Origin of the sequence: Pinisolibacter aquiterrae (assembly GCF_019160155.1) — a bacterium.
Classification (GTDB): domain Bacteria; phylum Pseudomonadota; class Alphaproteobacteria; order Rhizobiales; family Ancalomicrobiaceae; genus Pinisolibacter; species Pinisolibacter aquiterrae.
Genome location: NZ_JAFNIH010000018.1, coordinates 197,941 through 223,088 on the forward strand (window position 1 = coordinate 197,941; position 25,148 = coordinate 223,088).

At 68.4% G+C, this 25,148-nt stretch carries 21 protein-coding genes; 11 read left to right on the forward strand and 10 right to left on the reverse strand.

The window, feature by feature from the left end:
• Positions 1-62: 62 nt before the first annotated feature.
• From J3S89_RS04000 to J3S89_RS04015, 4 genes are all read right to left on the reverse strand, one after another.
• Positions 63-791 (reverse strand): Crp/Fnr family transcriptional regulator, encoded by a 729-nt coding sequence (locus J3S89_RS04000; protein ID WP_217926181.1) that lies wholly within the window; start codon positions 789-791, stop codon positions 63-65.
• A 31-nt stretch (positions 792-822) separates the two neighbouring features.
• Positions 823-1,449: a response regulator gene (locus tag J3S89_RS04005; RefSeq protein ID WP_217926182.1), complete on the reverse strand. Its 627-nt coding sequence runs from the start codon at positions 1,447-1,449 to the stop codon at positions 823-825.
• A 158-nt stretch (positions 1,450-1,607) separates the two neighbouring features.
• Positions 1,608-2,207 carry a superoxide dismutase gene (locus J3S89_RS04010; RefSeq protein ID WP_217926183.1) on the reverse strand — a complete coding sequence of 200 codons (600 nt, stop codon included), beginning with the start codon at positions 2,205-2,207 and terminating at the stop codon, positions 1,608-1,610.
• 142 nt (positions 2,208-2,349) lie between these two features.
• A complete protein-coding gene (locus J3S89_RS04015; protein WP_217926184.1) occupies positions 2,350-3,216 on the reverse strand; it encodes a branched-chain amino acid aminotransferase in 867 nt (288 codons plus the stop codon).
• Positions 3,217-3,455: 239 nt separating this feature from the next.
• On the opposite strand from J3S89_RS04015, the gene J3S89_RS04020 reads away from it, so the two are divergent.
• Positions 3,456-4,118 (forward strand): haloacid dehalogenase type II, encoded by a 663-nt coding sequence (locus J3S89_RS04020; RefSeq protein ID WP_217926185.1) that lies wholly within the window; start codon positions 3,456-3,458, stop codon positions 4,116-4,118.
• A gap of 92 nt (positions 4,119-4,210) precedes the next feature.
• On the opposite strand, the gene J3S89_RS04025 is transcribed toward J3S89_RS04020, so the two are convergent.
• On the reverse strand, positions 4,211-5,569 hold the full coding sequence (locus J3S89_RS04025; protein WP_217926237.1) for an esterase-like activity of phytase family protein: 1,359 nt from the start codon (positions 5,567-5,569) through the stop codon (positions 4,211-4,213).
• A 157-nt stretch (positions 5,570-5,726) separates the two neighbouring features.
• On the opposite strand from J3S89_RS04025, the gene J3S89_RS04030 reads away from it, so the two are divergent.
• Entirely contained in the window at positions 5,727-6,761 is a 1,035-nt protein-coding gene (locus J3S89_RS04030) for a CorA family divalent cation transporter (RefSeq protein WP_217926186.1), read from the forward strand.
• On the opposite strand, the gene J3S89_RS04035 is transcribed toward J3S89_RS04030, so the two are convergent.
• The 4 genes from J3S89_RS04035 to J3S89_RS04050 all read right to left on the reverse strand — a co-directional run bounded on the left by J3S89_RS04035 (position 6,751) and on the right by J3S89_RS04050 (position 11,244).
• The gene (locus J3S89_RS04035; protein WP_217926187.1) at positions 6,751-7,176 is read right to left on the reverse strand and encodes a hypothetical protein; all 426 of its coding nucleotides are present in this window, start codon (positions 7,174-7,176) and stop codon (positions 6,751-6,753) included. The genes J3S89_RS04030 and J3S89_RS04035 overlap by 11 nt on opposite strands.
• An 11-nt stretch (positions 7,177-7,187) precedes the next feature.
• A complete protein-coding gene (locus tag J3S89_RS04040) occupies positions 7,188-8,573 on the reverse strand; it encodes a M20/M25/M40 family metallo-hydrolase (protein WP_217926188.1) in 1,386 nt (461 codons plus the stop codon).
• A gap of 14 nt (positions 8,574-8,587) precedes the next feature.
• Positions 8,588-10,114 (reverse strand): helicase HerA-like domain-containing protein, encoded by a 1,527-nt coding sequence (locus J3S89_RS04045; RefSeq protein WP_217926189.1) that lies wholly within the window; start codon positions 10,112-10,114, stop codon positions 8,588-8,590.
• Between the two features lie 119 nt (positions 10,115-10,233).
• Positions 10,234-11,244, reverse strand: a complete 1,011-nt coding sequence (locus J3S89_RS04050) for a purine-nucleoside phosphorylase (RefSeq protein WP_217926190.1) — start codon at positions 11,242-11,244, stop codon at positions 10,234-10,236.
• Positions 11,245-11,707: 463 nt separating this feature from the next.
• On the opposite strand from J3S89_RS04050, the gene J3S89_RS04055 reads away from it, so the two are divergent.
• Both J3S89_RS04055 and J3S89_RS04060 read left to right on the forward strand, forming a co-directional pair.
• The gene (locus J3S89_RS04055) at positions 11,708-12,175 is read left to right on the forward strand and encodes a hypothetical protein (protein ID WP_217926191.1); all 468 of its coding nucleotides are present in this window, start codon (positions 11,708-11,710) and stop codon (positions 12,173-12,175) included.
• A 167-nt stretch (positions 12,176-12,342) separates the two neighbouring features.
• The gene (locus tag J3S89_RS04060; protein ID WP_217926192.1) at positions 12,343-12,747 is read left to right on the forward strand and encodes a DUF4332 domain-containing protein; all 405 of its coding nucleotides are present in this window, start codon (positions 12,343-12,345) and stop codon (positions 12,745-12,747) included.
• Positions 12,748-12,899: 152 nt separating this feature from the next.
• Here J3S89_RS04060 and J3S89_RS04065 read toward each other — a convergent pair whose 3' ends face one another.
• Positions 12,900-13,613, reverse strand: coding sequence for a helix-turn-helix transcriptional regulator (locus J3S89_RS04065; RefSeq protein ID WP_217926193.1), 714 nt, complete (start codon positions 13,611-13,613; stop codon positions 12,900-12,902).
• Positions 13,614-14,024: 411 nt separating this feature from the next.
• Between J3S89_RS04065 and J3S89_RS04070 the strand changes: the two genes are divergently transcribed.
• The 7 genes from J3S89_RS04070 to J3S89_RS04100 all read left to right on the forward strand — a co-directional run bounded on the left by J3S89_RS04070 (position 14,025) and on the right by J3S89_RS04100 (position 25,048).
• Positions 14,025-15,854: a methylmalonyl-CoA mutase family protein gene (locus J3S89_RS04070; protein WP_217926194.1), complete on the forward strand. Its 1,830-nt coding sequence runs from the start codon at positions 14,025-14,027 to the stop codon at positions 15,852-15,854.
• 133 nt (positions 15,855-15,987) lie between these two features.
• A complete protein-coding gene (gene scpA / locus J3S89_RS04075) occupies positions 15,988-18,150 on the forward strand; it encodes a methylmalonyl-CoA mutase (protein WP_217926195.1) in 2,163 nt (720 codons plus the stop codon).
• Between the two features lie 154 nt (positions 18,151-18,304).
• The gene (locus J3S89_RS04080) at positions 18,305-18,928 is read left to right on the forward strand and encodes a DUF1131 family protein (protein WP_217926196.1); all 624 of its coding nucleotides are present in this window, start codon (positions 18,305-18,307) and stop codon (positions 18,926-18,928) included.
• Between the two features lie 446 nt (positions 18,929-19,374).
• Complete coding sequence (locus J3S89_RS04085; protein ID WP_217926197.1) at positions 19,375-20,316, forward strand: NADH-quinone oxidoreductase subunit B family protein; 942 nt, start codon at positions 19,375-19,377, stop codon at positions 20,314-20,316.
• A 1-nt stretch (position 20,317) separates the two neighbouring features.
• Positions 20,318-21,847 carry a nickel-dependent hydrogenase large subunit gene (locus J3S89_RS04090; RefSeq protein WP_217926198.1) on the forward strand — a complete coding sequence of 510 codons (1,530 nt, stop codon included), beginning with the start codon at positions 20,318-20,320 and terminating at the stop codon, positions 21,845-21,847.
• A complete protein-coding gene (locus J3S89_RS04095) occupies positions 21,844-22,332 on the forward strand; it encodes a hydrogenase maturation protease (RefSeq protein WP_217926199.1) in 489 nt (162 codons plus the stop codon). The genes J3S89_RS04090 and J3S89_RS04095 overlap by 4 nt, the downstream gene beginning before the upstream one ends.
• Positions 22,325-25,048: a sensor domain-containing protein gene (locus tag J3S89_RS04100; RefSeq protein ID WP_217926200.1), complete on the forward strand. Its 2,724-nt coding sequence runs from the start codon at positions 22,325-22,327 to the stop codon at positions 25,046-25,048. Before J3S89_RS04095 ends, J3S89_RS04100 begins: the two co-directional genes overlap by 8 nt.
• Positions 25,049-25,148 lie beyond the last annotated feature (100 nt).

Here is a 25,148-nt window from a genome sequence, read left to right on the forward strand (position 1 = left end):
CCCCATCGTCCACCGCAATCGATCGAGGCCACTCTAGACCCACGGCGCCGATCCGTCGGTGATCAAGTCACCGGAACCGATCGCGCGACCGTCTCGCCGATCACCTCTCGGTGATCGGCGCCGGCGCGATCCTCGAGATCGGCGTAGCGCATGAGCCCGGCGCGATCGACGACCTCGACGGCGCCGCGTCCGAGGCGGACCACACCGCGCTTCTCGAAGGCCTTGAGGTGGCGGCTGATCACCTCGCGGGCGGTGCCCAATTCGACCGCGAGATCCTGATGGGTGACCTCGATCGGTCCGGGTCCCCGGGCGGCGAGATGGCGGGCGAGGCGGGCATCGATGCGATGGAACACCGCCGCCTGCATGGTCGCCAGGATCTCGGCGACGCGGCGGCCGTAGCCGGCGAAGACGAAGCGGCGGAAGGCGTCCGAGCGGGCGATCAGCTCGTCGAAGACGGCGACGGGAACGGCAACCCCGAGGGTCGGCTCCTCGACGATGCCTTCCGCCGAATAGACGTCCTCGCCGAGCAGGCAGGCCGTGGTCAGGACGCAGCTCTCGCCGCGCCGAACCCGGTAGAGCACGATCTCGCGGCCGGTGTCGGCGATCATCTGGACCCGCACCGAGCCCTCGAGCACCAGCAGGTAGACGCCGCAGGGCGCGCCGGGCGAGAACACCGTGGTGCCGGTCGGCAGCGCCGTCACCTGGGCGCGTTCGGCGAGACGATCACGATCCGCCGGCGCCAGACGCGCGAGGCCGGCGAAGGCGTCGATCCAGCTCGATTGGGGCGGCACGCGACCTCCGGTGGACCGCCGAACGCGGCGATCAATCGATGAACAGGGCGTCATGGTAACGCGTCCGATCGACGATCTCCACATCGAGACCGGGAAGGGTGAGCGCGTGGTCGGGACGCCGGGCCGGCGGCGGAGGCGAGGGCGGCGCCACGAAGGTGGGACGCGGACGGCGCTCGCCGTGTTCGATCCGATGCAGGCGCAACCGCGTCTCGCGGCTGTCCGGCCCCCAATAGCCGTCGGCACCGGCGACATAGGCGTCGCGCTCGACGAGGGCGTGGCGGGCATGGCGGGCGAGTGCGTCGGCCGAAAGCGGCTTGACCAGGAAGCCGTCGACCCCGGCGGCGACGGCCGGTTCCAGCACGGCGCGCACCGCCAGGCCCGACACCATGACGATCGCCATGTCGGGATTGGCGATGCCGACGAGGCGGCGCACGCGGCGGACCCATTCGATCCCGTTCTGCCTCGGCATCACCAGACCGACGAAGGCGATGTCGACGCCGACCTCGGTCACATGGGTCAATGCATCGGCGGGATCGCCGAACACCTCGACCCGGCGAAATCCGAGCTGCCGCAGCAGGGTGCGCATCAGGTTCTGGAAATTGCGATTGTCGTCGAGGACGGCGACCCGGGCGCGGGCGAAGGTGTCGACGATGGTCATCCGCGCCTCCCCTAGCGTCAGATCCCTCGCCCGTCAAATTGCGCAGAGAAGTCCAACAAGCCGTTAACGTTGGGTCATCTCACGTCATGGTCATAAAAACACATCGGCCGGGCACGAGGCCCGGCCGAAGATCGTCGCGCGTCGCGAAACGGGGGCGATCAGGCCGCCTTCTCGTAGCACTCGAGCACGTAGTCCCAATTGATCAGGTGATCGACGAAGGCCTCGAGGAACTTGGCGCGCAGGTTGCGGTAGTCGATGTAGTAGCCGTGCTCCCACACGTCCGCCGTGAGGATCGGGGTGGCGCCCGAGGTCAGCGGATTGTCGGCGTTCGAGGTCTTGGTGATCGTGAGCTTGCCGTCCTTCAGCGCGAGCCAGGCCCAGCCCGAACCGAACTGGGTGACGCCGGCCTGGATGAAGTCGGCGCGGAACTTGTCGTAGCCGCCGAGGTCGCTGTCGATCAGGGCCTGGATCTTGGCCGGGATCTTGGTGCCGCCGCCGTCCTTCTTCTGGAACTTCCAGAACTCGGCGTGATTGAAGTGCTGAGCGGCGTTGTTGAACACCGGAGCGTTCTTGCCGGCGGAGGCGACGATCACCTCCTCGAGCGACATGCTCTCGAACTCCGTCCCCTTGATCAGATTGTTGAGGTTGGTGACGTAGGTCGCGTGATGCTTGTCGTGATGGAACTCGAGGGTCTCGGCCGAGGTATAGGGCGCGAGCGCATCATAGGCGAAGGGAAGCGGGGCGAGTTCGAAAGCCATCGGGGGAATCTCCTGACGAGAAACGGGCCGTTCCCACCTTCGGGGAACGGCCGGGAGGGGCCGAGAGGGAACATAAGCAGCTCTACTGATCCCGGCAACCGCCGTCTCGGAATTCTTCTCGAGTGTGGAGCGCACGGCTCCCTCAGGCGTGAGCGAAGTCCCAATAGAGGCGCCGGGCGAGACGATAGACCGGACCGGGCTCGAGCGCGCGGGTCTCGAAGCGGGTGATCGGCATCACTTTGGTGTAGTTGCCGGTCGAGAACATCTCGTCGGCGGCGAGGAAATCCTCGTAGCGCAGGGTCTTCTCCACCACCGGCGTGCCGGCCTTGCGCAAGAGGTCCATCACCCGGGCGCGGGTGATGCCGGCGAGATAGGTGCCGTTCGCCGAGGGCGTCATGGCGATGCCGTCCTTGACCATGAAGACGTTGGCGGAAGCGAGCTCGGCGACGTTGCCGAGGAGGTCGAGCACCATGGCGTTGTCGAAGCCGCGGTCGCGCGCCTCGCGGGCGGCGCGGGCGTTGTTGGGATAGAGGCAGCCGGCCTTGGCGTTGGTCGGCATGCATTCGATCGTCGGCCGGCGGAAGCGCGACAGCGTCACCGAGATGCCGGTCGGCTCGTGCATCGGCGCTTCCCAGAGCGACAGCGCGAAGCGGGTGGAGGCGGGATCGGCGCCGATCACCAGGCTGGGATCGTCGTCCTCGCCCCAGTAGCTCGGCCGGATGTAGAGCGCGGCGTCGCGATCGAAGAGTTTCAGCCCGTCGCGGGCGAGTTCGAGGATCTCCTCGTCGCGCATGGTCGGGGCGAGCCCGACGGCCTCGGCCGAGCGATTGACGCGGGCGCAGTGGCGATCGAGGTCGGGGGTGACGCCCTCGAAGGCGCGAGCGCCGTCGAACACCGACGTGCCGAGCCAGAAGGCATGGCTGCGCGGCCCGATCAGGGGCGGGTTGCCCTCGATCCAGGCACCGTCGTACCAGGTCCAGGTCTTCGGAATCGGGGTGCCATGCGCCATGAGAGTGCCTCGCGGATCGAACAAGGAGAAGCTCGAATGGTATTCTCTGACGATCGTTCAGGAAAGAGTGTTTCGCGCGGGCATGGCGGCTCTGCGAGGCCTCGGCGCGGCTTGTTCGGGGCAATCCGGGGGAGAAACGCCGGAGGCGGCCGTGAGAAAGGCGTGAAAGCGGTCCAAAGAGCGGTTTCCTCGCGGCTCTGATCGGTTCATTGTCGCGAACCCCACGAGCGGAGCGACGCATGGCCCACGCGATCTATGTCTTCGACGGCTACGGAACTCTCTTCGACGTCCACGCAGCGGTGCGCCGGCACGCCGACGAGGTCGGCCCGGAGGGACAACTGCTTTCGGCGCTGTGGCGCGCCAAACAGCTCGAATATTCCTGGATGCTGACCATGATGGGTCGCTACCGGGATTTCTGGGTGCTGACCGAGGAGGCGCTCGACTATGCGTTCGAGCGGGTTCCCGAGGCCAACCGGGCGTCGCGGGCGGCGCTCCTCGACGCCTATTGGACCTGCGACGTCCACACCGACGTGCCGGAGGTGCTGAAGCAGCTGAAGCTGCGCGGCGCCAAGATCGTGATTCTCTCCAACGGCACGCCGAAGATGCTGGACGCGGCCTGTCGCTCGGCCGGGATCGACGACGTGGTCGACGAGATCATCTCGGTCGACGAGATCAAGGTCTACAAGCCCGATCCGCGCGTCTACGATCTGGTGACGACGCGCTTCCGCTGCTTCCCGGAGGCGGTGTCGTTCCAATCCTCCAACCGCTGGGACGCGGCCGGAGCGACCGCCTTCGGCTTCCGCTCGGTCTGGGTCAACCGCAACGGTCTGCCGGAGGAGTACCACGACTTCCGCCCGGCCGCGGTCCTGCCGAGCCTCGAGGGCCTGTTGGCGCTCGGCTGAGGCCGGACGACCGAGACGACCCCGAGACCGACACGGCACCCCCCCGAGATCGGCGAGATCCCGGGGGGCCGTGTTCGATCCGTGTCGGACGATCACTTCGCTTTCAGGAACTCCGGCACCTCGAGCAGGACGAATTCGTTGTCGTCGTTGCGATCGAGCGCGCGGCCGGCGGAGAAGGGGAAGTTGTTGTCGTTGCCGACCACGATGTGGGTGGCGTCGACCACGTCGACGTTCTCGATGGTCACGAAGGGGAAGGTGAGCTTGCCGTCCCGGCCGCCCTGGCGGGCGAGCTTCTTCGGATCGGCGATGTTCATCAGATCGAGGAAACCGATCTTGCGGGCGATGCCGTCGTCGCCGAGTTCGATCTTCCAGACGCGCTTCAGTTTGGCCGGGCTGGTGAAACAGTCGGCGGCGGGCTTGTCGGCCGGACAGGCCCGGGCGGGATCGCCCTCACCGTTGTCGCGCTCCAACACCAGGCCGGTGCGGTCGTCGATCATGTTGAAGTCGCCGATGGCGTCGCCGTTCTGGTCGAGGGCGTAGGTCCAGGACCGGCCGGTCCAGGCGCGCTTCTCGACGGAGAATTCGACGATGCGCAGCACCTCCTTGCCGTCGATCGCCTCGGGTTTGCCGTCGGTCCAGACCGGGCCCTCGAGCAGGGCGTAGAGGGTCTTGCCGTCCTTCGATTGGGCCATCCCCTCGAAGCCCTTGGAACGGGCGAGATTGTGGACGAGTTTGCCGTTCGGGGCGGAGGGGGTGGCGAGCGCCGGATTGTCGGGCGAGCGGACCGGCTTGCCGTCGAGGGTGGTGTCGAACACCTGGAGCACCTTGCCGTTCGCATCGGTCTCGATCAAGAAGGGTCCGAGTTCCTCGCCGAACCAATAGTGATCGCCGATCGGCTGGATCGACTCGATGTCGAAGTCGGCGCCGGTCAGATACCGCTCGGCGGTCGCCTCGTTCATGATCCGGAACGGCACCTTCTCGTCCGGGTCGGTCAGGAAGGTGGTCGCGAGGCGCTCGACCTTGCCGGAGGCGAAGTCGATCTTCAGGCGATGGAACATCAGCGCGGCATCGGGGGAATTGGCCTTGGAGCCGAAGCCGTTGTCGGTCAGCACCAGGAATTCGCCGTTGCCGAGGGAGCGGATGCCGGAAAAGCCCTGCACCGATTGACCCGCGATCGGTAGAGCGTAGCCGGTGAAGCGCGGGAAGTCCTTGTGCGAGAGGCCGGTCTTGCCCTTCAGCGCGCCGATCGTGTCGACGCGGCGATTGTCGGGGCCCGTGAACTTGCCGGTGACCTTCAGATCGGCGGGCGCGTCGGCGGGCGGCATCACCGTGGCGTCGGCGGGCAGGATCGCGTGGCCGGCGAGAACCGCGGGATATTCCGGCGCGGCGGCGCGCGCCGGCATCGCGGCGGCGGCGAGAAGACATGTGAGCACGAGAGACTGTCGAAGCATCGTCATCGGGGACCTCCTCGGTGGGATCGCCTCCCTTGTCGAAGACCTTCATGTCGAGGACATCTCGAGATCGTAATGGTTCGGTGACGATCGCCGGACGGCTCGACAGAACCCGCGAACGGGTGCATGACGGCGGCACGGCGGGACGAGGCGATCGATGGCGGAAACGAAGGCGGCCGCGCGCGGCGCGGTGGAAGCTCTGGGCGGACTGGCGGAAACCCTGCCGGGTCTCGTCTTCGGTTATGCATTCGACGAGGAGGGGCGCGCGACGCCCCTGACGAAGGCGAACGTCGAGGCGGCGCTGATCGCTCGCGACGGCTGGGTGTGGCTGCACTTCAACCTCGCCGACGGACGCGCCCGCGACTGGATCGAGCGCAACGCGCGTCTGCCCGAGGCGGCGACCGACCATCTCCTCGAGACCGACGACCATCTGCGCCTCTCCGCCGAGGACGACGCGCTGATCGGCGTCTTCGCCGACTTCCGCCGCGAGCTCGCGCGCGGCACCCAGGACATCGCCCATCTCAAATTCGCGCTGGCCGGGCGGACGCTGGTCACCGGCCGGCGGCAGTCGCTGCAGTCGATCGAGGACGTGCGGCGGGCGCTCGGGCGCGGTGAGCACATCGAGAGCGGTGAGGCGCTGCTCGAGTGGATCTTCGACCATTTCGCCGATCAGGTGACCCTGATGAACCGCGAGTTGGCGGAACGGCTCGAAGTGATCGAGGACCGGGTGGTCGACGACACGGTCGACCCGGAGGATCTCCGCGTCGGGCCGATCCGGCGCACGGCGCTGCGGCTCAACCGTCAGGTCGGCGCGCTGCGGATCCATTTCACCGCGCTGGTCGACAATCCCGAACGCGATCTGCCCGACGACGTCTTCGCCATGACCGAGCGGGTGGCGCTTCGGCTCACCTCGATCGGCCGCGACATCGAGGCGATCCAGGAGCGGGCGCGGATCATCCAGGAAGAGGCGACCGCCAAATCGGCCGATCACATGAACCGACAGCTCTCGACGCTCTCGGCCCTGACCGCGCTGTTCCTGCCGGCGACGCTCGTCACCGGCCTCTTCGGCATGAACACCAAGGGATTGCCGTTCGACGCCCACGACCAGGGCTTCTGGCTCGCCGCCTTCGTGGCGCTGGCGGGCTCGGGCGCGGTCTATCTGATCCTGCGCCGGCTCGGCATCATGAAGTGAGCGCCGCCTCGAGATCGGCCTGAACGGCCGGTTCGAGGTCGATCTCGAGATCGAGCCAGACGAGACCGGGCATCGTGACCGCGACGACGTTCGCGGCGACGATGATCTCGACCTCGAGGCCCTCGCCCGCCGCCGCCTCGATGCGGCGATCGAGCCGGTCGATGTCGGCGGGCGCGGTGACGTGGGCCGCGACCGCCTCGAAGGCAGCCCCGGGATCGGCGGCCTCGCTCTCGGAGAGCCGCCACCAGAACCAGATCCGCGACTGCGGACCGAGCTTCGAGTAACGCGACCAGCCCGAGCGGACGATCTCCAACCGGAAGCGCTCGACGAGCGGCGCCAGCAGAGCGCGGGCGCCGGCCTCGTCGGGCGCGTCGAGGATCGCCGCGCAGGGCGCGATGGGGCGCGCGGCGGGCATGGCCCCTCCCCTCACGCCAGCTTCTTCAGGATCCGCGCCCAGGAGCGCAGGCCCTTGTGGAAGCTCTCGAGGTCGTATTTCTCGTTGGGCGAGTGGATGCGGTCGTCGTCGAGGCCGAAGCCGACGAAGAGCGTCGGCATGCCGAGAATGCGGGCGAAGGCGTTGCCGACCGGGATCGAGCCGCCCGAGCCGATCAGGAGCGCCGGGATGCCCCATTCCTCGGCCAGCGCCTCGCGCGCGCCGGTCAGCCACGGGCTGTCGAAGGGCATCGAGAAGCCGGGCGAGCCGCCGTGCGGGTGGAACGAGACCTCGGCGTCGGGCGGCAGCATCTCGGCGACACGGGCGCGGAAGGCGGCGCGGATCGCATCCGGGTCCTGCGCCCCGACCAGACGGAACGAGACCTTGGCGGAGGCCTTCGCCGGCAGCACGGTCTTGAAGCCGTCGCCGGTGTAGCCGCCGGTGATGCCGTTGAATTCGCAGGTCGGACGGGCCCAGACCTGTTCGAGGATCGAGCGGCCCGCCTCGCCGGCGGCGGTCTTCAGCCCGACCGGGCGCAAGAAGGTCTCCGCCGTGGTGCCGAGCGCATCCCAGGAGGCGCGCACCTCCTCGGGAAGATCGGCGACGCCGTCGTAGAAGCCCGGCAGGGTGACGCGGCCGGCGTCGTCGTGGAGCGAGGCGAGGATCTTCGTCAGCACCCGAATCGGGTTCCAGGCGGCGCCGCCGAAGATGCCGGAATGGAGATCGCGGTTCGAACAGGCGACCCTCACCTCCTCGCCGACGAGGCCGCGCAGCGAGGTGGTGATGGCCGGACGGCCGCGCGCCCACATGTTGGTGTCGCAGACGAGCGCCACGTCGTGGGAGAGTTCGGCGGCGTTGGCGGCGAGGAAGGGCTCGAGCGAGGGCGATCCACTCTCCTCCTCGCCCTCGAGCAGCACCGTGACCTTCACCGGCAGGCGCCCGTCCTCGGCGAGGAGCGCGCGCAGGGCCTCGAGGAAGATCACCACCTGGCCCTTGTCGTCGGCCGAGCCGCGGCCGGTGATCACCTTCACCCCGTCCTCGATCGTCTCGATCTTCGGATCGAAGGGATCGGCGCGCCAGAGGTTCAGCGGATCGACCGGCTGGACGTCGTAATGGCCGTAGAAGAGGACGTGCTTGTCGGCGTTCTCGACCGGGCCGGTCCAATGGGCGACGACGATCGGGTGGAGCGGCGTCTCGCGCAGGGAGGCCTCGAACCCCATCTCGGCGAGGAGCGCGACGCAGTGCTCGCCGGCGGCCCGCACCTCCTTCGCGAAGGCGGGGTCGGCGGAGATCGACTTCAGACGGAGGAGATCGAACAGGCGATCGAGGCTCTTCGGCAAATCGGCATCGATGCGGTCGAGGACGCGCGCGAGGGTCATGGGAGGACTTCCGATCAACGTTTCAGGAGCGAGCCGAGGACGCCGCGCACCAGGGCATTGGTGATCTGGCGGCCGGCGGTGGAGGCGGCGGAGCGAGCGGCGGATTTGACGATCGCCTCGCCGAGGGTCTGGGAGCGCGGACCGCCCGTCTTCATCGAGGCGACGCCGCCGACGCTCGACAGGATGCCGCCGAGAATGCCGTCGAAGAAGCCGCCGCCGGAGGGCGCCGGGCCGGCGCTGCCCGGCTGGGCGGGATTGGCCTCGACCTTGCCGCGCAGCTTCTCGAAGGCGGAGGCGCGATCGGCCACCTCGTCGTATTTGCCGGCGAGGGGCGAGGTGTTGACGAGGGTGGCGCGCTCGGTCGGGGTGAGCGGGCCGACGCGGGCCTCGGGCGGACGCACGAAGGTGCGCTGGACGACGCTCGGCACGCCCTTGCCGTGGAGCATGGAGACCAGCGCCTCGCCGACGGCGAGCTGGGTGATCGCCTCCTCGGTGGAAAACTTCGGGTTCTGGCGGAAGGTCTGGGCGGCGGCGCGCACCGCCTTCTGCTCGCGCGGCGTGAAGGCGCGGAGCGCATGCTGGACGCGGTTGCCGAGCTGGGCGGAGACGGTGTCGGGCACGTCGAGCGGGTTCTGGGTGACGAAATAGACGCCGACGCCCTTGGAGCGAATCAGCCGGACCACCTGCTCGACCTTCTGGATCAGCGCCGGCGGCGCCTCGTCGAAGAGGAGGTGGGCCTCGTCGAAGAAGAACACCAGTTTCGGCTTGTCCGTGTCGCCGACCTCGGGCAGTTCCTCGAACAGCTCCGACATCAGCCACAAGAGGAAGGTCGCGTAGAGGCGCGGGTTCGACATCAGGTCGTCGGCGGCGAGGATGTTGATCCGGCCGCGGCCCTGCGCGTCGGTCGCCATGAGGTCGGCGAGTTCGAGGGCGGGTTCGCCGAAGAAGGCGTCGCCGCCCTGCTGCTCGAGAACCAGCAACTGGCGCTGGATCGCGCCGACCGAGGCCTTGGAGACGTTGCCGTAATCGACGGTCAGTTCGTCGGCGCGCTCGGCGACATGGCCGAGCACGGCGCGCAGATCCTTCAGGTCGAGGAGGAGGAGGCCCTCGTCGTCGGCGAGCTTGAAGACGATGTTGAGGACGCCCTCCTGAACCTCGTTGAGGCTCATCAGGCGGGCGAGGAGGAGCGGCCCCATCTCCGAGACGGTGGCGCGGATCGGGTGGCCCTGCCTGCCGAAGAGATCCCAGTAGATGGTGCCGAACTTCTTCGGCTCCCAGTCGTCGAAGCCGATCTCGTGGGCGCGCTTGGCGATCCAGTCCTTCTCGGTGCCCATGGCGCCGACGCCGGAGAGATCGCCCTTGACGTCGGCGGCGAAGACCGAGACTCCGGCCTCCGCGAGACCCTCGGCGAGAACCTGGAGCGACACGGTCTTGCCGGTGCCGGTGGCGCCGGTGATGAGACCATGGCGGTTGGCGAGCTTCAACTCGAGGAATTCGTCCTCGATGCTCTTCCCCAGATAGACGCCGCCTTCGATCCGCATCGTATCGTTCCCCCGTCGCTGCCGTAGCCGTTTCTATAGGCCGCGAGCGCGAGGATGGAAACCGAGACGGTCCGATCCCTCGTCGCGAGGGATCGACCGCCGTCGCTCGTCTCCGGCGATCACGGCGCCGGCAGGGGCGGCACACCGTTTTCCCATTCGGTCCAATGAGAGACGATGTGATCGGTCAGGCGCGACCCCACCCGTTCGACGTTCTCCACCGTCTCGGCGAAACCTCCGGCGGTCTCGCCGGGCTTGGGATCGAGATGCTGGAGCGTGGTCTCGCCGGGATTGCCCTGGTCGAAGTTGACGGCGCCGCGCAACGACAGGAACCGATCGATGCCGAGGGTCCGTTTGACCACCAGGGCGACCGCCGCCGCCTCCATTTCGGTGATCACGTAATCGTCGGCCCCATAGAGCTTGGCGATGTACTGGGCCTGGGCCGACATGCCGGGACCGTGGAAGAAGGTATCGCCGGTCATGTGGGTGCCGGTGCCGACGAAGGGCGCTCTGTTGGCGGCCGCGTCGGGATAGCGCTTGCGGTACGTGCGAGCGGCGTCGGAATCCTTCAGCGGCGTATCCGCCGTCAGACGCATCGCCCAGCCGACGAGCGTCGGATCGATCCGAAAGAGGCGATAGGTCTCGTAGCCCTTGCGCGGCATGAAGGTCGGCGCCCCGGGGGTGTTCTCCTCCGGCGCCCAGCGATGGCCGAGATCGTAGTCGACGAGCCACGTCGCCCAGTTCACTTCGCCGATGGTGCCACGCGAGGGCGGCGTCCCGGCGACGCCGGAGACGATGAAATAGGCCCGGGACAGATCGAAGGCCGGGTCGAGCAGGATCGCCTGCATCGAGGCGGAGGAATTGACCTTGCCCATGCCGAGCACCGAGCCGCAGACCCCGTCGGCATTGCAATAGACGGGGTTCATCGCCCCTTTGACCACGACCGGCGTGGCGTTCGACCAATAGCGTTCGTACCAGTGCTGAAATTCACCGGCGCGATCGCCCGTGTTCTTGCCGATCTCGAACATCGCGGCGACGAACACCTTCACCTTGATCGGCTCCGCCGCGGACGCGGCCGCCGCCGACGCCCACATCAGCGCCGCCAAGAGACCCGTTGCAAAGCGCCTCGACATGTCTTCACTCCTCTCACGACGCCGGGGTCATGGATCATCACGGTATGGTGGCGATCGACTTTTCCGACCCGACTCTCGAATTTCACGGTAGGGGGAGCGAGGGGGGGTCCGAAGCGCAAATGCGGGGCACGGCGGCTCAGAAGGAGAGCACGAGGAGGAGGGATCACCTCTTTCGAGCGAAGGGGCGCCACGATTCGAACGATGGGCGGTCTCGCAATCCATGCCGCGCGGTGACACGCCTTGTCCGGGGCCCCTCTCGTGTGGCAGGGTCGCGGCGTCGGATCCTCGGGTGGCGTGCGGCGGGCGAGGACGACTCGCCGGCTGCGACGAGGGCCCCGACCCGTTCCCGCCCGCGGACGGGTCCCCGCAGAGAGGTCGTTCGAGACCCCCGGGAGACCCGGTCCGTCCTTCCCCCAAGCGGCCCGCGCCGATCGAGTTGCCGGCCGTTCTCCAGGATCGCCCCATGCAGGACATCATCGACACGATCGCCGCCCAGGTCGGCATCGATCCGGCGCTCGCCCAGAAGGCGACCTCCATGATCGTCAATTTCATCGCGACCCAGGCTCCGGCCGAATATGTCGACATGATCAAGCCCTACGTCCCGGGCTTCGACGAGGTCGCCGCCGCCGGCGCCGCCCATGCGGAGGCTGCCGAGGCGGGCTCGGGCGGCGGCCTGATGGGCGCGCTCGGCGGGCTGATGGGCGGTGGCGGCATCGCCGGCGCGCTCGGCAGCCTGATGGGCGGCTCGCAGGGCAACCCGATGGCGGCGGCCATGGCCATGCTGGGCGACCTCCAGAAGGACGGGCTCGACATGAGCCAGGTCAAGGATGTCGCCGGCAGCCTGATCGGCCAGCTGCGCAGCGTCGCCGGCGACGAGAAGGTCGACGAACTGCTCGCTCACGTACCCGGCGCGAGCCATCTCCTCGGGTGATCGACGACACCCCCGCCCGGTCCGGGCCGGCGCCTCGACCTCCCCTTGCGTGATCTCGGCGGGGGGATTGAAGAATCGGGGATTTCGCGCTCAACTCGCGCGCGTCATACGACGCCGCGAGGCCGCGAAGAAGACGAACGGGCCGGGCGCAACCGGAGGACGGACACATGGCCAACATCGCCACCATCGAAGGAATCGGGCCGGTCTACGCCGAGAAGCTGACCGCTGCGGGCGTCAAGACGGTCGAGGCCCTGCTCGAGGCCGCCAAGGACCCGAAGGGCCGCAAGACCCTCGCCGAGGCCACCGGCATCGACGACAGCCGCATTCTGAAGTGGGCCAACATGGCCGATCTGATGCGGATCAAGGGTGTCGGCGAGGAATATTCCGAGCTGCTCGAGGCCGCCGGCGTCGACACCGTCAAGGAACTCAAGCACCGCAAGCCCGAGAACCTCCATGCAAAGATGGAGGAGATCAACGAGGCGAAGAAGCTGGTGCGCCAGACCCCGAGCCTGAAGTCGGTCACCGACTGGGTCGAGCAGGCCAAGGAACTGCCGGCGGTGCTCACCTACTGAGGGCACGTCGCATCGCGATCGAACTTCGACGACCGGATCGGCCCCACCGCTCCGGTCGTCGTCGTTTCGGGCGCGACGACCGTCGCGCCGGCGCGCGCTCCCGGAGTCGAGGGTGCGAAAAAAGCGGCCGTCTTCGACCAAAGAAGGAGAAATCAGAGCCGGATCTGGCCGTAGCGCAGCGCCTCGACGACGGTGTGCGTCTTGTTGGAGGCGTTCATCTTCTCGCCGGCGTTCTGCAGGTGCGCGTGGACGGTGCGCTGGGAAATGGCGAGGAGATCGGCGATCTCGGCGGCGGTCTTGCCGATCGCCGTCAGTTGCAGGACGTGCCGCTCGCGCTCCGACAGATCGCCGGGGCGGGCGACGTCGACCCGGCCGAAGGCCATCAGGGAGCGGATCGCGCCTATGCAATAGAAGAGGATCTCGTCGAGCAGCGCCGGCCCGGTGGCGAGATCGGGTCCCGCCATCAGCACGCAGCCCTGCCAGGGGGCGAGATCATGGATCGGGATCGCCACCACCACCGCCTTGCGGCCGCCGGCGGCGGCGACCAGTTCAGAACCGACCGGCTGCGGCAGGTCCCGCTCCGAGGTGATCACCGTGCCGCAACGCGCCATCGAACGGCCGTCGTGGACGACGAAGGGGCGATGCTCGGCGAGGCAACAGGCGAGCAGAGGATCGAACGGCGACACGTCGAGGAGATGCCCGCCCGACCGCAGATCCGGCCAATCGATCCGAACCACCAGCTTGGCCATCGAGCGGCGCGGCAGCGGCAGACCGGAGACGAACAGATGGGTCGCGCCGCAGCGTTTGAGCTGCGCCTCGAATCGGTCGAGGACACGGTCGGCCTCACCGTCCACGGAAAAGCGCATTGCTTCTCCGTAGAGCCCTGCATTCACTCCCCGATCCATCTCGTTCTTCTCCGGCTCTGCGGACAATGTGGACCGTTCACTAAATCGATCAATTGTCTGTTTTGACGGGGGGTGCGACTTTCAGCATCATACGAACGTCAAACAGCAATACTGCGAATTGCACCCCCACCCTACCATCGTCTAATTCCAGAAATCACGGAAATCGCCCCTATCGGGGCTGTTGCGCCGTTCCGTCTCCCGCCTCCTCGACGGGGTGGAAGGGGCACGACGCGGTTCGCCTTTCCCGTGACGGGAGACGCGGGCCTCGCATCGCATGACGGCCCTGCTCGGCGCGCCGGGCGGGCCATCACACTCAGTCGCCGCCGCCGGCTCGATGAGCCACTCGGCGCGGTGAGACCTCGGGAGACGACGGTGAGCTCGAAGGCACTCGGATTGATGGGGTCGTTCGACCCTCGCGGCCACGACGACTGGGTCGGTGTGGCGACCAAGGCACTCAAGACGACGCCGTTCGAGCGGCTGAAGTCGACCACTGCCGACGGCATCGTCATCGAGCCGATCTACGAGGGCAATCCCGATCCGAAACCGCTCGGCGTCCGTCCGGCGGGCCAGCCCTGGGCGGTCGTCGCGCGGATCGACATTCCCGGCAACAAGACCGCCAACGCGCAGATCCTCGAGGATCTGGTCGGCGGCGCCTCGGGTCTCGATCTGGTCTGCGCCGAGAGTCCGGTCGCCTACGGCTGGGGCCTCACCATCTCCTGCGACGGCTGCGTCAAGACGCTGCTCGCCGGGGTGCATCTCGATCTGATCCCGATCCGCGTCGACGCCGGTCATCGCTCGGCCGAGGTGGCGAAGCTGCTCCTCGCCGTCGCCGCCGAACAGGGCAAGACGGTCGATCTCGCGGTGATCCAGGATCCGGTCGGCCTGCTCGCCGCCACGGGCAAGCTCGGCGCCAAGGCCGAGGACGCGATCGCCGCCGCCGCGGAGGATGCCAAGGCCTTCCCCGGCACCGCCTTCGAGGCGGACGGGCGCGTCTGGCATTCGGCCGGCGCCTCCGAGGCGCAGGAGCTGGCCGCGATGCTCGCGACCGCCGTCACCTACCTGCGCGCGCTCGAGGCGGCCGGGTTCGATCTCGAGGCCGCCGCCGCCAAGATCGGCTTCACCGCCGTCGCCGATCAGAACCAGTTCCATTCGATCGCCAAGCTGCGCGCGCTGACCCTGCTGTGGGGCCGGGTGCTCGAAGCCTGCGGCGTGACGCCGAAGGCCCCGCGCCTCCACGTCGAGACCGCCCGCCGCATGATGGCGCGGCGCGACAGCTTCACCAACATGCTGCGCACCACCATCGCCACCTTCGCCGCCGGCGTCGCCGGCGCCGGCTCGGTGACGGTTCTGCCGTTCACGCAAGGGATCGGCCTGCCCGACGCCTTCGCCCGCCGGGTGGCGCGCAACACCCAGTCGATCCTGATCGAGGAATCGAACCTGCACCGGGTCGCCGATCCGGCGGCCGGTTCGGGTCTCGTCGACACCGAGACCGAGGATCTCGCCGAGATCGCCTGGGCGCTGTTCCAGGCGATCGAGGCGGAGGGCGGCATCGTCGCCTCGCTGCGCTCGGGCGCGCTCCATGCCCGCGTCGCCGTGACCGCCCGGTCGCGGTTCGACGCGATCGCCAAGCGCCGCGAGCCGGTGACCGGCATCTCCGAATTCCCCAACATCGCCGAGGGCGCCGTCGCAGTGATGGACACGCCCGCCCCGACGCCGCGTGTCGCCGCCCCGGTCGAGCACGTCGCCGCCTTCGCGCCGCGTCCGCTCGGCGAGGCGTTCGAGGCGCTCCGCGACCGCGCCGACGCCGCCGGCGTGCGGCCGAAGATCTTCCTGGCCAATCTCGGCCGCATCGCCGACTTCACGGCGCGGGCGACCTGGGTCAAGAACCTGTTCGAGGCGGGCGGCATCGAGGCCCTGACCAGCGACGGCTTCGCCTCGATCGAGGCGCTGACCGCCGCCTACAAGGCCTCCGGCGCGCAAGCCGCGGTGATCGCCTCCTCCGACGCGGTCTACGAGACCGAGGCGGTGCCGGCGGCGACGGCGCTCGCGGACGCGGGCTGCGAGATCCTCTATCTCGCCGGCAAACCGGCCGACGCGGAGAAGAAGACCGCCTACGAGGGCGCCGGCGTCACCGGCTTCGTCCATGTCGGCATCGACGTGGTCGCCACCCTCTCCGACACGCTCGACCGCCTCGGCGCCTGAGCGACCGGACGGGCGCCGAGCCCGTCCCCCGTTTCGATCGTCGGTCTTGCCCCGGAGGCGGATCGGCGGGATCCTTCGGAAGGAGACGAGGGCGCGCGACGCGACCCGTCTTCCGGAACTCGAGGAGAGGCCGATGAGCCGCATCCCGGACTTCAGCAGCGTTCCCTTCTCCACCGTCGCGGTGCCGGCCTCCGCCGACGGCGCCTCGATCTGGACGACGCCGGAAGGCATCGACGTCAAGCCCGTCTACGGCGCGGCCGATCTCGAGGGCCTCGACTTCCTGAAGACCTGGCCGGGTCTGCCGCCGTTCCTGCGCGGCCCCTACCCGACCATGTACGTCAATCAGCCCTGGACGATCCGCCAATATGCCGGCTTCTCCACGGCCGAGGACTCCAACGCCTTCTACCGCCGCAACCTCGCCGCCGGTCAGAAGGGCCTGTCGGTCGCCTTCGATCTCGCGACCCATCGCGGCTACGACAGCGACCATCCGCGCGTGACCGGCGACGTCGGCATGGCCGGCGTGGCGATCGACAGTATCTACGACATGCGGACGCTGTTCTCCGGCATCCCGCTCGACCAGATGTCGGTGTCGATGACGATGAACGGCGCGGTGCTGCCGGTGCTCGCGCTCTACATCGTCGCCGCCGAGGAACAGGGCGTCGACCAGTCGAAGCTCTCCGGGACCATTCAGAACGACATTCTGAAGGAGTTCATGGTCCGCAACACCTACATCTACCCGCCGGCGGCCTCGCTGCGCATCATTTCGGACATCTTCGCCTATACGTCGAAGCACATGCCGAAGTACAATTCGATCTCGATCTCCGGCTACCACATGCAGGAGGCCGGGGCGACGGCGGATCTGGAACTCGCCTATACGCTCGCCGACGGCATCGAATACATCCGCGCCGGCAAGGCGGTGGGTCTCGACGTCGACGCCTTCGCGCCTCGCCTGTCGTTCTTCTGGGCGATCGGCATGAATTTCTTCATGGAAGTGGCGAAGCTGCGCGCCGCGCGTCTCCTGTGGGCGAAGCTCGTGCAGGAGAACTTCCATCCGAAGAACGACAAGTCGCTCAGCCTGCGCACCCACAGCCAGACCTCGGGCTGGTCGCTGACGGCGCAGGACGTCTTCAACAACGTGGTGCGCACCGCCGTCGAGGCGATGGCGGCGACGCAAGGGCATACCCAGTCGCTGCACACCAATGCGCTGGATGAAGCGCTGGCGCTGCCGACCGACTTCTCGGCCCGCATCGCCCGCAACACCCAGATCCTGCTGCAGCAGGAGAGCGGCACGACCAAGACGATCGATCCGTGGGGCGGCTCGGCCTATGTCGAGCGGCTGACGGCCGAGCTCGCCGCCAAGGCGCTCGCCCACATCGAGGAGGTCGAGGCGCTCGGCGGCATGGCCAAGGCGATCGAGGCCGGCATTCCGAAGCTCCGCATCGAGGAGGCCGCCGCCAAGACCCAGGCCCGCATCGACTCCGGCTCGCAGACGGTGGTCGGCGTCAACAAGTACAAGCCGGACTCGGAAGCCGCGATCGACGTGCTCAAGGTCGACAACTCGGCGGTGCGCGCGGCGCAGATCGAGAAGCTGAAGCGTCTGCGCGCCGAGCGCGACGAGGCCGCGACCCAGGCCGCGCTCGCCGAGCTGACCACCCAGGCGACCGCCGGCGGCAACCTGCTCGACCTCGCCATCAAGGCTGCGCGGGCGAAGGCCACCGTCGGCGAGATCTCGATGGCGCTCGAAAAGGTGTTCGGCCGCCACAAGGCCGAGATCCGGTCGATCCAGGGCGTCTACAAGCGCGAGGTCTCCCGCATGAGCGATGCCGTCGAGAAGGTCCAGAAGCTGGTCGCGGAATTCGAAGCGAACGACGGCCGCCGGCCGCGCATCCTGGTCGCCAAGATGGGCCAGGACGGCCACGATCGCGGTCAGAAGGTGATCGCCTCGGCCTTCGCCGACCTCGGCTTCGACGTCGACATCGGGCCGCTGTTCGCCACGCCGGAAGAGGCCGCCCGTCAGGCGGTCGAGAACGACGTTCACATCGTCGGCGTCTCCTCGCTGGCCGCCGGCCATCTCACCCTGGTCCCGGCGCTGAAGGCGGCACTGGAGGCCGAGGGCCGAGGCGACATCATGATCGTGGTCGGCGGCGTGATCCCGCCGCAGGATTTCCAGGCGCTGATCGATTCCGGCGCCGCGGCGATCTTCCCGCCCGGCACGGTGATCGCCGACGCCGCGGTGAAGCTCCTCGCCGACCTCGCCGCCAAGCTCGGCTACGGCCCGGCCCAGGCGGCGGAGTGATCGTCAACTCGCCGTGATCGAGATCGAAAGCCCGCCGCGTCGGCTCGCGGCGGGCTTCTTCGTTCGCGCCGCCCGACCGAGCCACCGTGGACAGGGCGCGCGTCTCGGCCTACTCGATGGGACTTCGCCGCGACAGACGATTCGGGAGAGCGCGATGGTCGGGAAAGGCTTCTTCGGCAGAGGCATCGTCAGCTGCAGCAGCGCCGCCGCTCTGGGCGCGATCGTCGCCTGCGCGCCGACCGCCGACAGCTTCCGCCCGGCGCCGGCGGCTCCGGCCTTCCGGGCGACGTCGGACACGTTCCTCCAGATCACCGCGCAGGGAGCCGGGCCGATCGGGACGGCGACGCCCTACTCCTCGAAGGCGATCCTGGCGAACCTGCCCGGCTACGACACCGGCCACGTGACGATCGGACTCGAAACCTCGACGCCGGACGCGCTCGTCCTCTTCAAGGAGGCCTATGGCGGACGCATCCAGGTGCTGCACATCCTGGGCTCGGGCAACCGCATCACGCAGATCCACGGCGTCACCCACCACGTCGTCGGCCCGGCCGGCGAGCGCCCGGGCATGAGCTTCCGCGAGGCGGGCACGGATCCCTCGACCTGCCGGATCGGCACCGACCTGTGGCTCGGCATGGCGATCTGCCGGTCGCGCGGGGCGCCCAACGTGACGCTGACCTATTCGTTCCAGGGCGAAGCGGCGATGTCGACCTCCCTGCCCTCCCGCGCCGTCCTCGACACCGGCATGCTCCAGAGGATCATCTGGACTCCGCCGAGCTGATCCGAGTGATCGGCTCTTCGCCGAGTCCGAGGCTTTCCAGCGGTTCTTGACGTTTGTCCCCCCCCGGGAGGCAAGAGCGGAGGTCCTGACGGACATCGTCGAGACCCGGGGGCGGCGCGAGGCGAGGCCCTCGCTCGAGACCCGATACCTCGCCGAAGCCGTGCGGCCCACGTCATGGCCGCGTCCGTCGAGACGATGAAGCGGCGCGACGACCGTCGCCGTCACCACTCCGGCGACCACCGCGCTCGGCTCCTCTGCGACGTTCGATGAAATTTCACTATACTTTCGGACCGGGCCATACTGCGCGCCACCCGAGAGATACTCGCGCATCGGTCGTCGGTGAATGCACGCCGTTTACCTTTCCAGACGGGTCGATTTCATACATCCTCAACTGAATAATGGTATTCGCTTCATCGGGATCATACGAAGAATGGTGCAGGTCACCGATGGCGACGCTCTATTGGATGCAGACCGGCGCGTGTGGAGGCGAGACCCTGGCCATTCTGGGGGCGCAGTCGCCCAGCTTCGAGATGCTCGTTTCGGATTTCGGGATCGAACTCCTCTGGCATCCCTCCTTGTCGCACGTCTCGCCGCGCCGGCATGAGGAGATCCGTCACGAGATCGTCGCGGGATCGATCCCGCTCGACATTCTCTGCGTCGAGGGCAGCATCGTCACCGCGCCGCGCGGCACCGGCCTCTATGACAGCCATCACGGGCGCGCGCGGATGGAGATCGTGCGCGAGCTCGCCGAGCGCGCCGGCGTCGTCGTGGCGATGGGGACCTGCGCCGCCTTCGGCGGTGTTCCCGCTTCGGGGCCGAACCCTTCGGATTCGATCGGTCTTCAGTTCCTCCACGACGCGCCCGGCGGGCTCTTTCCGCCCGACTGGCGGTCGCGCCGCGGGCTGCCCGTCGTCAACGTCTCAGGCTGTCCGACCCATCCCCACACGATGACGCAGACGCTGGCCGCACTCGCCGCCGGAAGTCCGCTCGAGCTCGACGCGATCAACCGCCCGAAGGCGTTCTTCAACACCCTGGTCCATCAGGGCTGCACGCGGAACGAATACCACGAGTACGACGTCGAGGACGGCGCCCTCGGCGGCCGGGCCTGCATGTTCTTCAACCTCGGCTGCCAGGGGCCGATGACCCAGGCCGTGTGCAACGACGATCTGTGGAACGGCGTCGGCAGCAAGACCCGCGCGGGCGTTCCCTGTTTCGGCTGCACCGCGCCGAACTTCCCCCGCGAGGGAGATCTCTTCGCGACCGACAAGATCGGCGACGTCCCGCATCGTCTGCCCGCCGGCGTCGAGCGGGCGCGCTACATGGCCTACAAGAATCTGGCCCGCGCCGCCGCGCCGGAGCGCGTCAAGAACAAGACGATGGACGTGTGAAATGGCGCGTCTGGAGCTCAACGTCGATCTGAACCGAGTCGAGGGCGACCTCGAGATCGGCCTCGTCCTCGAGGACGGCGTCGTCGTCGAGGCGCGGACGATCGGGACGATGTATCGGGGCTTCGAGCAGATCCTGCTGGGGCGGGCGCCGCTCGACGCCCTGGTGTTGACGCCGCGTGTCTGCGGCATCTGCGGCACCGCCCATCTCTTCGCCGCCGTCACCGCGCTCGAACACATCGCCGCGACGCCGGTCCCTCCCAATGCCACCCGGATCCGCAATCTCTGCCTGATCGCGGAAGGGCTCCAGAACGACCTCAGGCAGACCTTCCTGTTCTTCGCTCCCGATTTCTGCAATCCGCGCTACGCGGCGGAGCCCTGGTTCGAGGACCACATCCGCGCCTTCGAACCGTTCGCGGGGGCGATCTATCGCGAGACCCTCGCCATGACCCGGCGGGCGGTGGAGATCGTGGCGCATTTCGGCGGGCAGTGGCCGCACTCGTCCTACATGACCCCCGGCGGCGTCACCCGTCCCGCCGACATCCGCCGGCTCGCCGCCTGTCGCACCGTGCTCGCCGAGGTTCGGCGCTGGTACGAGGAGCGCATCGTCGGGATGCCACTCGACGCGTGGCTGGCGATCCCCGACGCCGAAGGATATCTCGCCCGGCTCGAGGAACCCGGCCACGGCTCCAGCGCGCTCGGACTGCTCGCCCGGTCGGCGCGGGCACTCGGGCTCCATCGCACGGCCGGCGGCGTCGCCGACATGATCTCCTACGGATCCTGGTGCGATCCGATGCATTGGACCCCGACGGCCGACGTCCGGATCCTGCCGTCGGGTTTCTACGACGGCACCGCCGGACGGGTCGAACCGCTCGACCAGTCGCTGATCAACGAGCACGTCCGCCATTCCTGGTTCCGCCCCTACGAGGGCGGTCGCCATCCGTGGAAGGGCGAGACCATCCCGAATTATCAGCCGCATTCCGATCGCTACACCTGGGCCAAGGCGCCCCGCTACGGCGACCGTGTGGTCCAGACCGGCCCGCTCGCCGAACTCGTCGTCGCCGGTGATCCGCTCACCGTCTCGCTCCACCGCGCCGAGGGCAGCAGCGCCTGGCTGCGCCAGTTCGCCCGGGTTCGGCGGATCGCCTTCGAACTCGAGCAGGCGCGCGTCACGCTCGACGAGCTGGCGGCCGATCTCGGCGGCGAACACGTCCTCACACCCGCCGGAGGTGGCCTGCCGGACGGCGAGGGCCACGGACTGGTGATGGCGGCCCGCGGCGGTCTCGGCCATTGGGTCCGGATCGAGAACGGCGCCATCGCCGGATACCAGATCGTCACCCCGACGAGTTGGAACGCCTCGCCGCGCGACAGCGAGGGGCGGCCCGGACATTGGGAGCAGAGCCTCGTCGGCATCGCCGTTCGCGATCCCGACGACCCCGTCGAAATCGGACACGTCATCCGCTCGCACGATCCCTGTCTGGTCTGCACGGTCCACATGCTCGACACCGGCCGACGGATCGGATTCGGGCCATGACGGCGCCATCGGCCACCGGGGCCGCGCGACGCCGGCACATCGTCTTCTTCGGCAATCCGCTCCACGGCGACGACGGGTTCGGTCCCGCCGTCTACGAGCGCCTCGCCGCCCGCCGCTGGCCGGACGGCGTGAGCCTCAGCGACGCCGGAACCGCCGGACCGACGGCCCTCGCCCTCTTCGAAGGGTTCGACGAGATCGTCGTCGTCGACGCCTCCTCGCCGGCGGGGCGGCCGGGCCGGATCTGGCGGCCGTCGCGCGACGAGGTCTTCGCCGAAACCGTGTCCGCCGGCCACGGGGTCGGGGTCGGTCATCTGATCCGATGCGTCGAGGCGACGTTCGAGCCGGTGCCGGCGATCTCCTTCGTGGCGGTCGAGGCGGCGTCGACGACGTCGTTCCGGATGGGGCTTTCGGAGCCCGTCGCCCGAGCGGTCGAGGCGGTCGCCGATCTCCTTCTTCGCGAGCACGGCGAGGTGGCGCATGGCTGAGGACGATCCCCGCGCCGTGATCGAGCGCCTCTCCTTCGAGGTCGAGACGCTCCGGATGGCCAATGACGCCATTCAGGACCAGATGAGCCGCGACGCCGCGCGCAACGACGAGATCCTGCGCGCCATGGAGGAGCAGGCGGCCGCCCTCAGGGCCGCCACCTGGCGTCATGCCAAACAGGCGGACTTCACCCAGCGCGTCATGGACACGTCGAGCGCCCTGATGATCGTGCTCGAGGCCGACGGGCGGATCCGGCAGGTCAATCGCCCCTTCCTCGCGGTCTTCGGGATCGAGGCGGCGGCGGCCGGCGGGCGCGTCCTCGACGATTGGCTGGTCGCGGAGGAGCGAGAGGCGCTCGCCGTGGCGCTGCCGCCGCTTCCCTGGGCGATCCGGTCGCCGCTCTACGAGACCCTTCGCGCGACCGGGACCTATGCGGCCGAGCATCGGCTCGTCGACGCCAAGGGGCTTCCGCGCGTCTATTGGCTCGAGGCGAGCCTCCAGTATGATCCCTCCGGCAAGGAGGAAGGCGCGGTCTTCTGCGGCACCGACATCACCCCACTGAAGGAACAGCAGGCGGCGCTGCGGCGGAGCGAGAACCTCCTGCGCGAGGCGCAGAGGATCGCCCAGCTCGGGCATTGGGAACTCGACGTCCAATCGCGCTCGATCACCTTCTCCGAGGACATCGGGGCGCTCTTCGAAACTCCCCTGATCCCGCGCGACGAAGTCGAATTGCTGGAGCTCGTCCATCCGGAAGACCGCGAGAGCGTGCGGCGGGCGATCGAGACGGCGATCGCGACGGGGGGCCGCTTCGGCTTCGCCCATCGTCTACTCCTCGCCGATGGGCGCATCAAATGGATCGAGGCGCGCGGCGTCGTTCAATGCGATGCCGACGGACGGCCTCGGCACGTGCTCGGAACCTCCCAGGACGTGACGGTGCAGCGGCTCGCCGACGAGGAACTGAGCATCGCGGCGAGCGTGTTCGAGACGAGCCTCAACGGTGTCGTGATCACCGACGCCCAGGCGCGAATCCTCAAGACCAACGATTCCTTCTCCCGCATCCTCGGCTATCCGGCCGAGGAGATGCTGGGCAAGAAGACGAACCTCTTCAACTCCCGCCGCCACGACGCCAACTTCTACCGCGAGATGTGGCGCGCACTCGAACAGGACGACGAATGGCAGGGCGAGATCTGGGACCGCCGCAAGGACGGCGAGATCGTTCCTCTGTGGCAGAGCATCACCACGCTTCGTGACGCCGAGGGGCGGGTGAAGAACTACGTCGGCGTCTTCTACGATCTCTCCGATCAGAAGCGCTCGGCGGCGCACATCCACCACCTCGCCTATTTCGACGCGCTGACCGATCTGCCGAACCGCATGTTGTTCAACGATCGTTGCGCGCAGGCGCTGGAGATGGCGGAGCGCGAGGGCCGGCCGCTGGCGCTGCTCTTCCTCGATCTCGATCGCTTCAAATACGTCAACGACACGCTCGGGCATCAGGTCGGCGACGAACTCCTGTGCAAGGTCGCCCGGCGCCTGACCCGTGGGCTGCGTCGCAGCGACACCGTGGCGCGGCTCGGCGGCGACGAGTTCATCGTCTTGATGCAGAACTGCCGTGATCACGACTGTGTCCGGCGTCTGGCGAGCAAGATCATCACGCTCTTCGAGAAGCCCTTCGTCGTGATGGGGCATCGGCTCGACATCCGGACCTCGATCGGCATCAGTCTCTATCCGAACGACGGCGCCGACACCGAGACGCTCGTCAAGAATGCCGATCTGGCGATGTACAAGGCCAAGGAACACGGGCGCGGACAGTTCCTGTTCTACGAGGCGAAGTTCGGCGAGCAGGTGAAGGAGCGGCTCTTCCTCGAGAGCGAGCTGCGCGACGCGCTGCGCCGCGACGAACTGACCCTCCACTATCAGCCGCAACTGGACCTGAAGACCGGGCGGATCATCGGCTCGGAGGCGCTGTTGCGCTGGCACCACCCGGTGCGCGGCATGATCTCGCCGACGAAGTTCATCCCCGTGGCCGAGGACACCGGGCTGATCGTCGAGATCGGCGAATGGGTGTTGCGGACCGCCTGCCGTCAGACCGCCGCGTGGCTCGCGGAAGGGCTCGGGCCGCATCGCATCGCCGTCAACCTCTCCGGCGCCCAGATCGAGCGCAGCGACGTGGTGGCGCTCGTCGGCCGCGTTCTCGAGGAGACCGGCCTGCCGGTGGCGTCGTTGGAGCTCGAGGTCACCGAGACCTACGTGATGCGCAAGGCCAAGCAGAGCATCCGCGTCCTCGAGGGCCTTCGCGACCTCGGCGTCGGCCTCGCCATCGACGATTTCGGGACCGGGCATTCCTCGCTCGCCTATCTCCAGCGCCTGCCGGTGGACAAGCTGAAGATCGACCGCTCCTTCGTCACCGATCTCACCGAGGGCGACAGTCAGGCGGCGATCGCCCGCGCGGTGATCGCGCTCGGACACAGCCTGCGCCTCCAGGTCCTGGCGGAGGGGGTGGAGACGACCGAACAGGCGCGCTTCCTCCTGGAACACGGCTGCGACGAGGTGCAGGGGTTCCTCTACGGCCGGCCGATGGAGGCGGACGCGCTCCGCTCCCGCCTCGAGGTACAGGTCGCCGCCGATCACGCCTCGAACATCACCGGGCTCCGCGAGATTCTCCGCCGGCTGGAGGATCGCCCCGAGGAGACCACCGGCGCGTCGAGGCTCCGCATCTAGGTGCCGCCGGCGCCGAAGACGGCAGGCCTCACGCCCCCCGTCGAGGAACGGCCGGATCCGACCCGATCGCACGGCTCCGGGGCAATACGTCTGCTGTTCG

Bases quoted from the DNA above. Each gene is read 5' to 3' on its own strand.
- J3S89_RS04005 (WP_217926182.1), bottom strand. From the start codon at position 1,449: ATGACCATCGTCGACACCTTCGCCCGCGCCCGGGTCGCCGTCCTCGAC.
- J3S89_RS04010 (WP_217926183.1), bottom strand. From the start codon at position 2,207: ATGGCTTTCGAACTCGCCCCGCTTCCCTTCGCCTATGATGCGCTCGCG.
- J3S89_RS04015 (WP_217926184.1), bottom strand. From the start codon at position 3,216: ATGGCGCATGGCACCCCGATTCCGAAGACCTGGACCTGGTACGACGGT.
- J3S89_RS04020 (WP_217926185.1), top strand. From the start codon at position 3,456: ATGGCCCACGCGATCTATGTCTTCGACGGCTACGGAACTCTCTTCGAC.
- J3S89_RS04025 (WP_217926237.1), bottom strand. From the start codon at position 5,569: ATGCTTCGACAGTCTCTCGTGCTCACATGTCTTCTCGCCGCCGCCGCG.
- J3S89_RS04030 (WP_217926186.1), top strand. From the start codon at position 5,727: ATGGCGGAAACGAAGGCGGCCGCGCGCGGCGCGGTGGAAGCTCTGGGC.
- J3S89_RS04035 (WP_217926187.1), bottom strand. From the start codon at position 7,176: ATGCCCGCCGCGCGCCCCATCGCGCCCTGCGCGGCGATCCTCGACGCG.
- J3S89_RS04040 (WP_217926188.1), bottom strand. From the start codon at position 8,573: ATGACCCTCGCGCGCGTCCTCGACCGCATCGATGCCGATTTGCCGAAG.
- J3S89_RS04045 (WP_217926189.1), bottom strand. From the start codon at position 10,114: ATGCGGATCGAAGGCGGCGTCTATCTGGGGAAGAGCATCGAGGACGAA.
- J3S89_RS04050 (WP_217926190.1), bottom strand. From the start codon at position 11,244: ATGTCGAGGCGCTTTGCAACGGGTCTCTTGGCGGCGCTGATGTGGGCG.
- J3S89_RS04055 (WP_217926191.1), top strand. From the start codon at position 11,708: ATGCAGGACATCATCGACACGATCGCCGCCCAGGTCGGCATCGATCCG.
- J3S89_RS04060 (WP_217926192.1), top strand. From the start codon at position 12,343: ATGGCCAACATCGCCACCATCGAAGGAATCGGGCCGGTCTACGCCGAG.
- J3S89_RS04065 (WP_217926193.1), bottom strand. From the start codon at position 13,613: ATGCGCTTTTCCGTGGACGGTGAGGCCGACCGTGTCCTCGACCGATTC.
- scpA (WP_217926195.1), top strand. From the start codon at position 15,988: ATGAGCCGCATCCCGGACTTCAGCAGCGTTCCCTTCTCCACCGTCGCG.
- J3S89_RS04080 (WP_217926196.1), top strand. From the start codon at position 18,305: ATGGTCGGGAAAGGCTTCTTCGGCAGAGGCATCGTCAGCTGCAGCAGC.
- J3S89_RS04085 (WP_217926197.1), top strand. From the start codon at position 19,375: ATGGCGACGCTCTATTGGATGCAGACCGGCGCGTGTGGAGGCGAGACC.
- J3S89_RS04090 (WP_217926198.1), top strand. From the start codon at position 20,318: ATGGCGCGTCTGGAGCTCAACGTCGATCTGAACCGAGTCGAGGGCGAC.
- J3S89_RS04095 (WP_217926199.1), top strand. From the start codon at position 21,844: ATGACGGCGCCATCGGCCACCGGGGCCGCGCGACGCCGGCACATCGTC.
- J3S89_RS04100 (WP_217926200.1), top strand. From the start codon at position 22,325: ATGGCTGAGGACGATCCCCGCGCCGTGATCGAGCGCCTCTCCTTCGAG.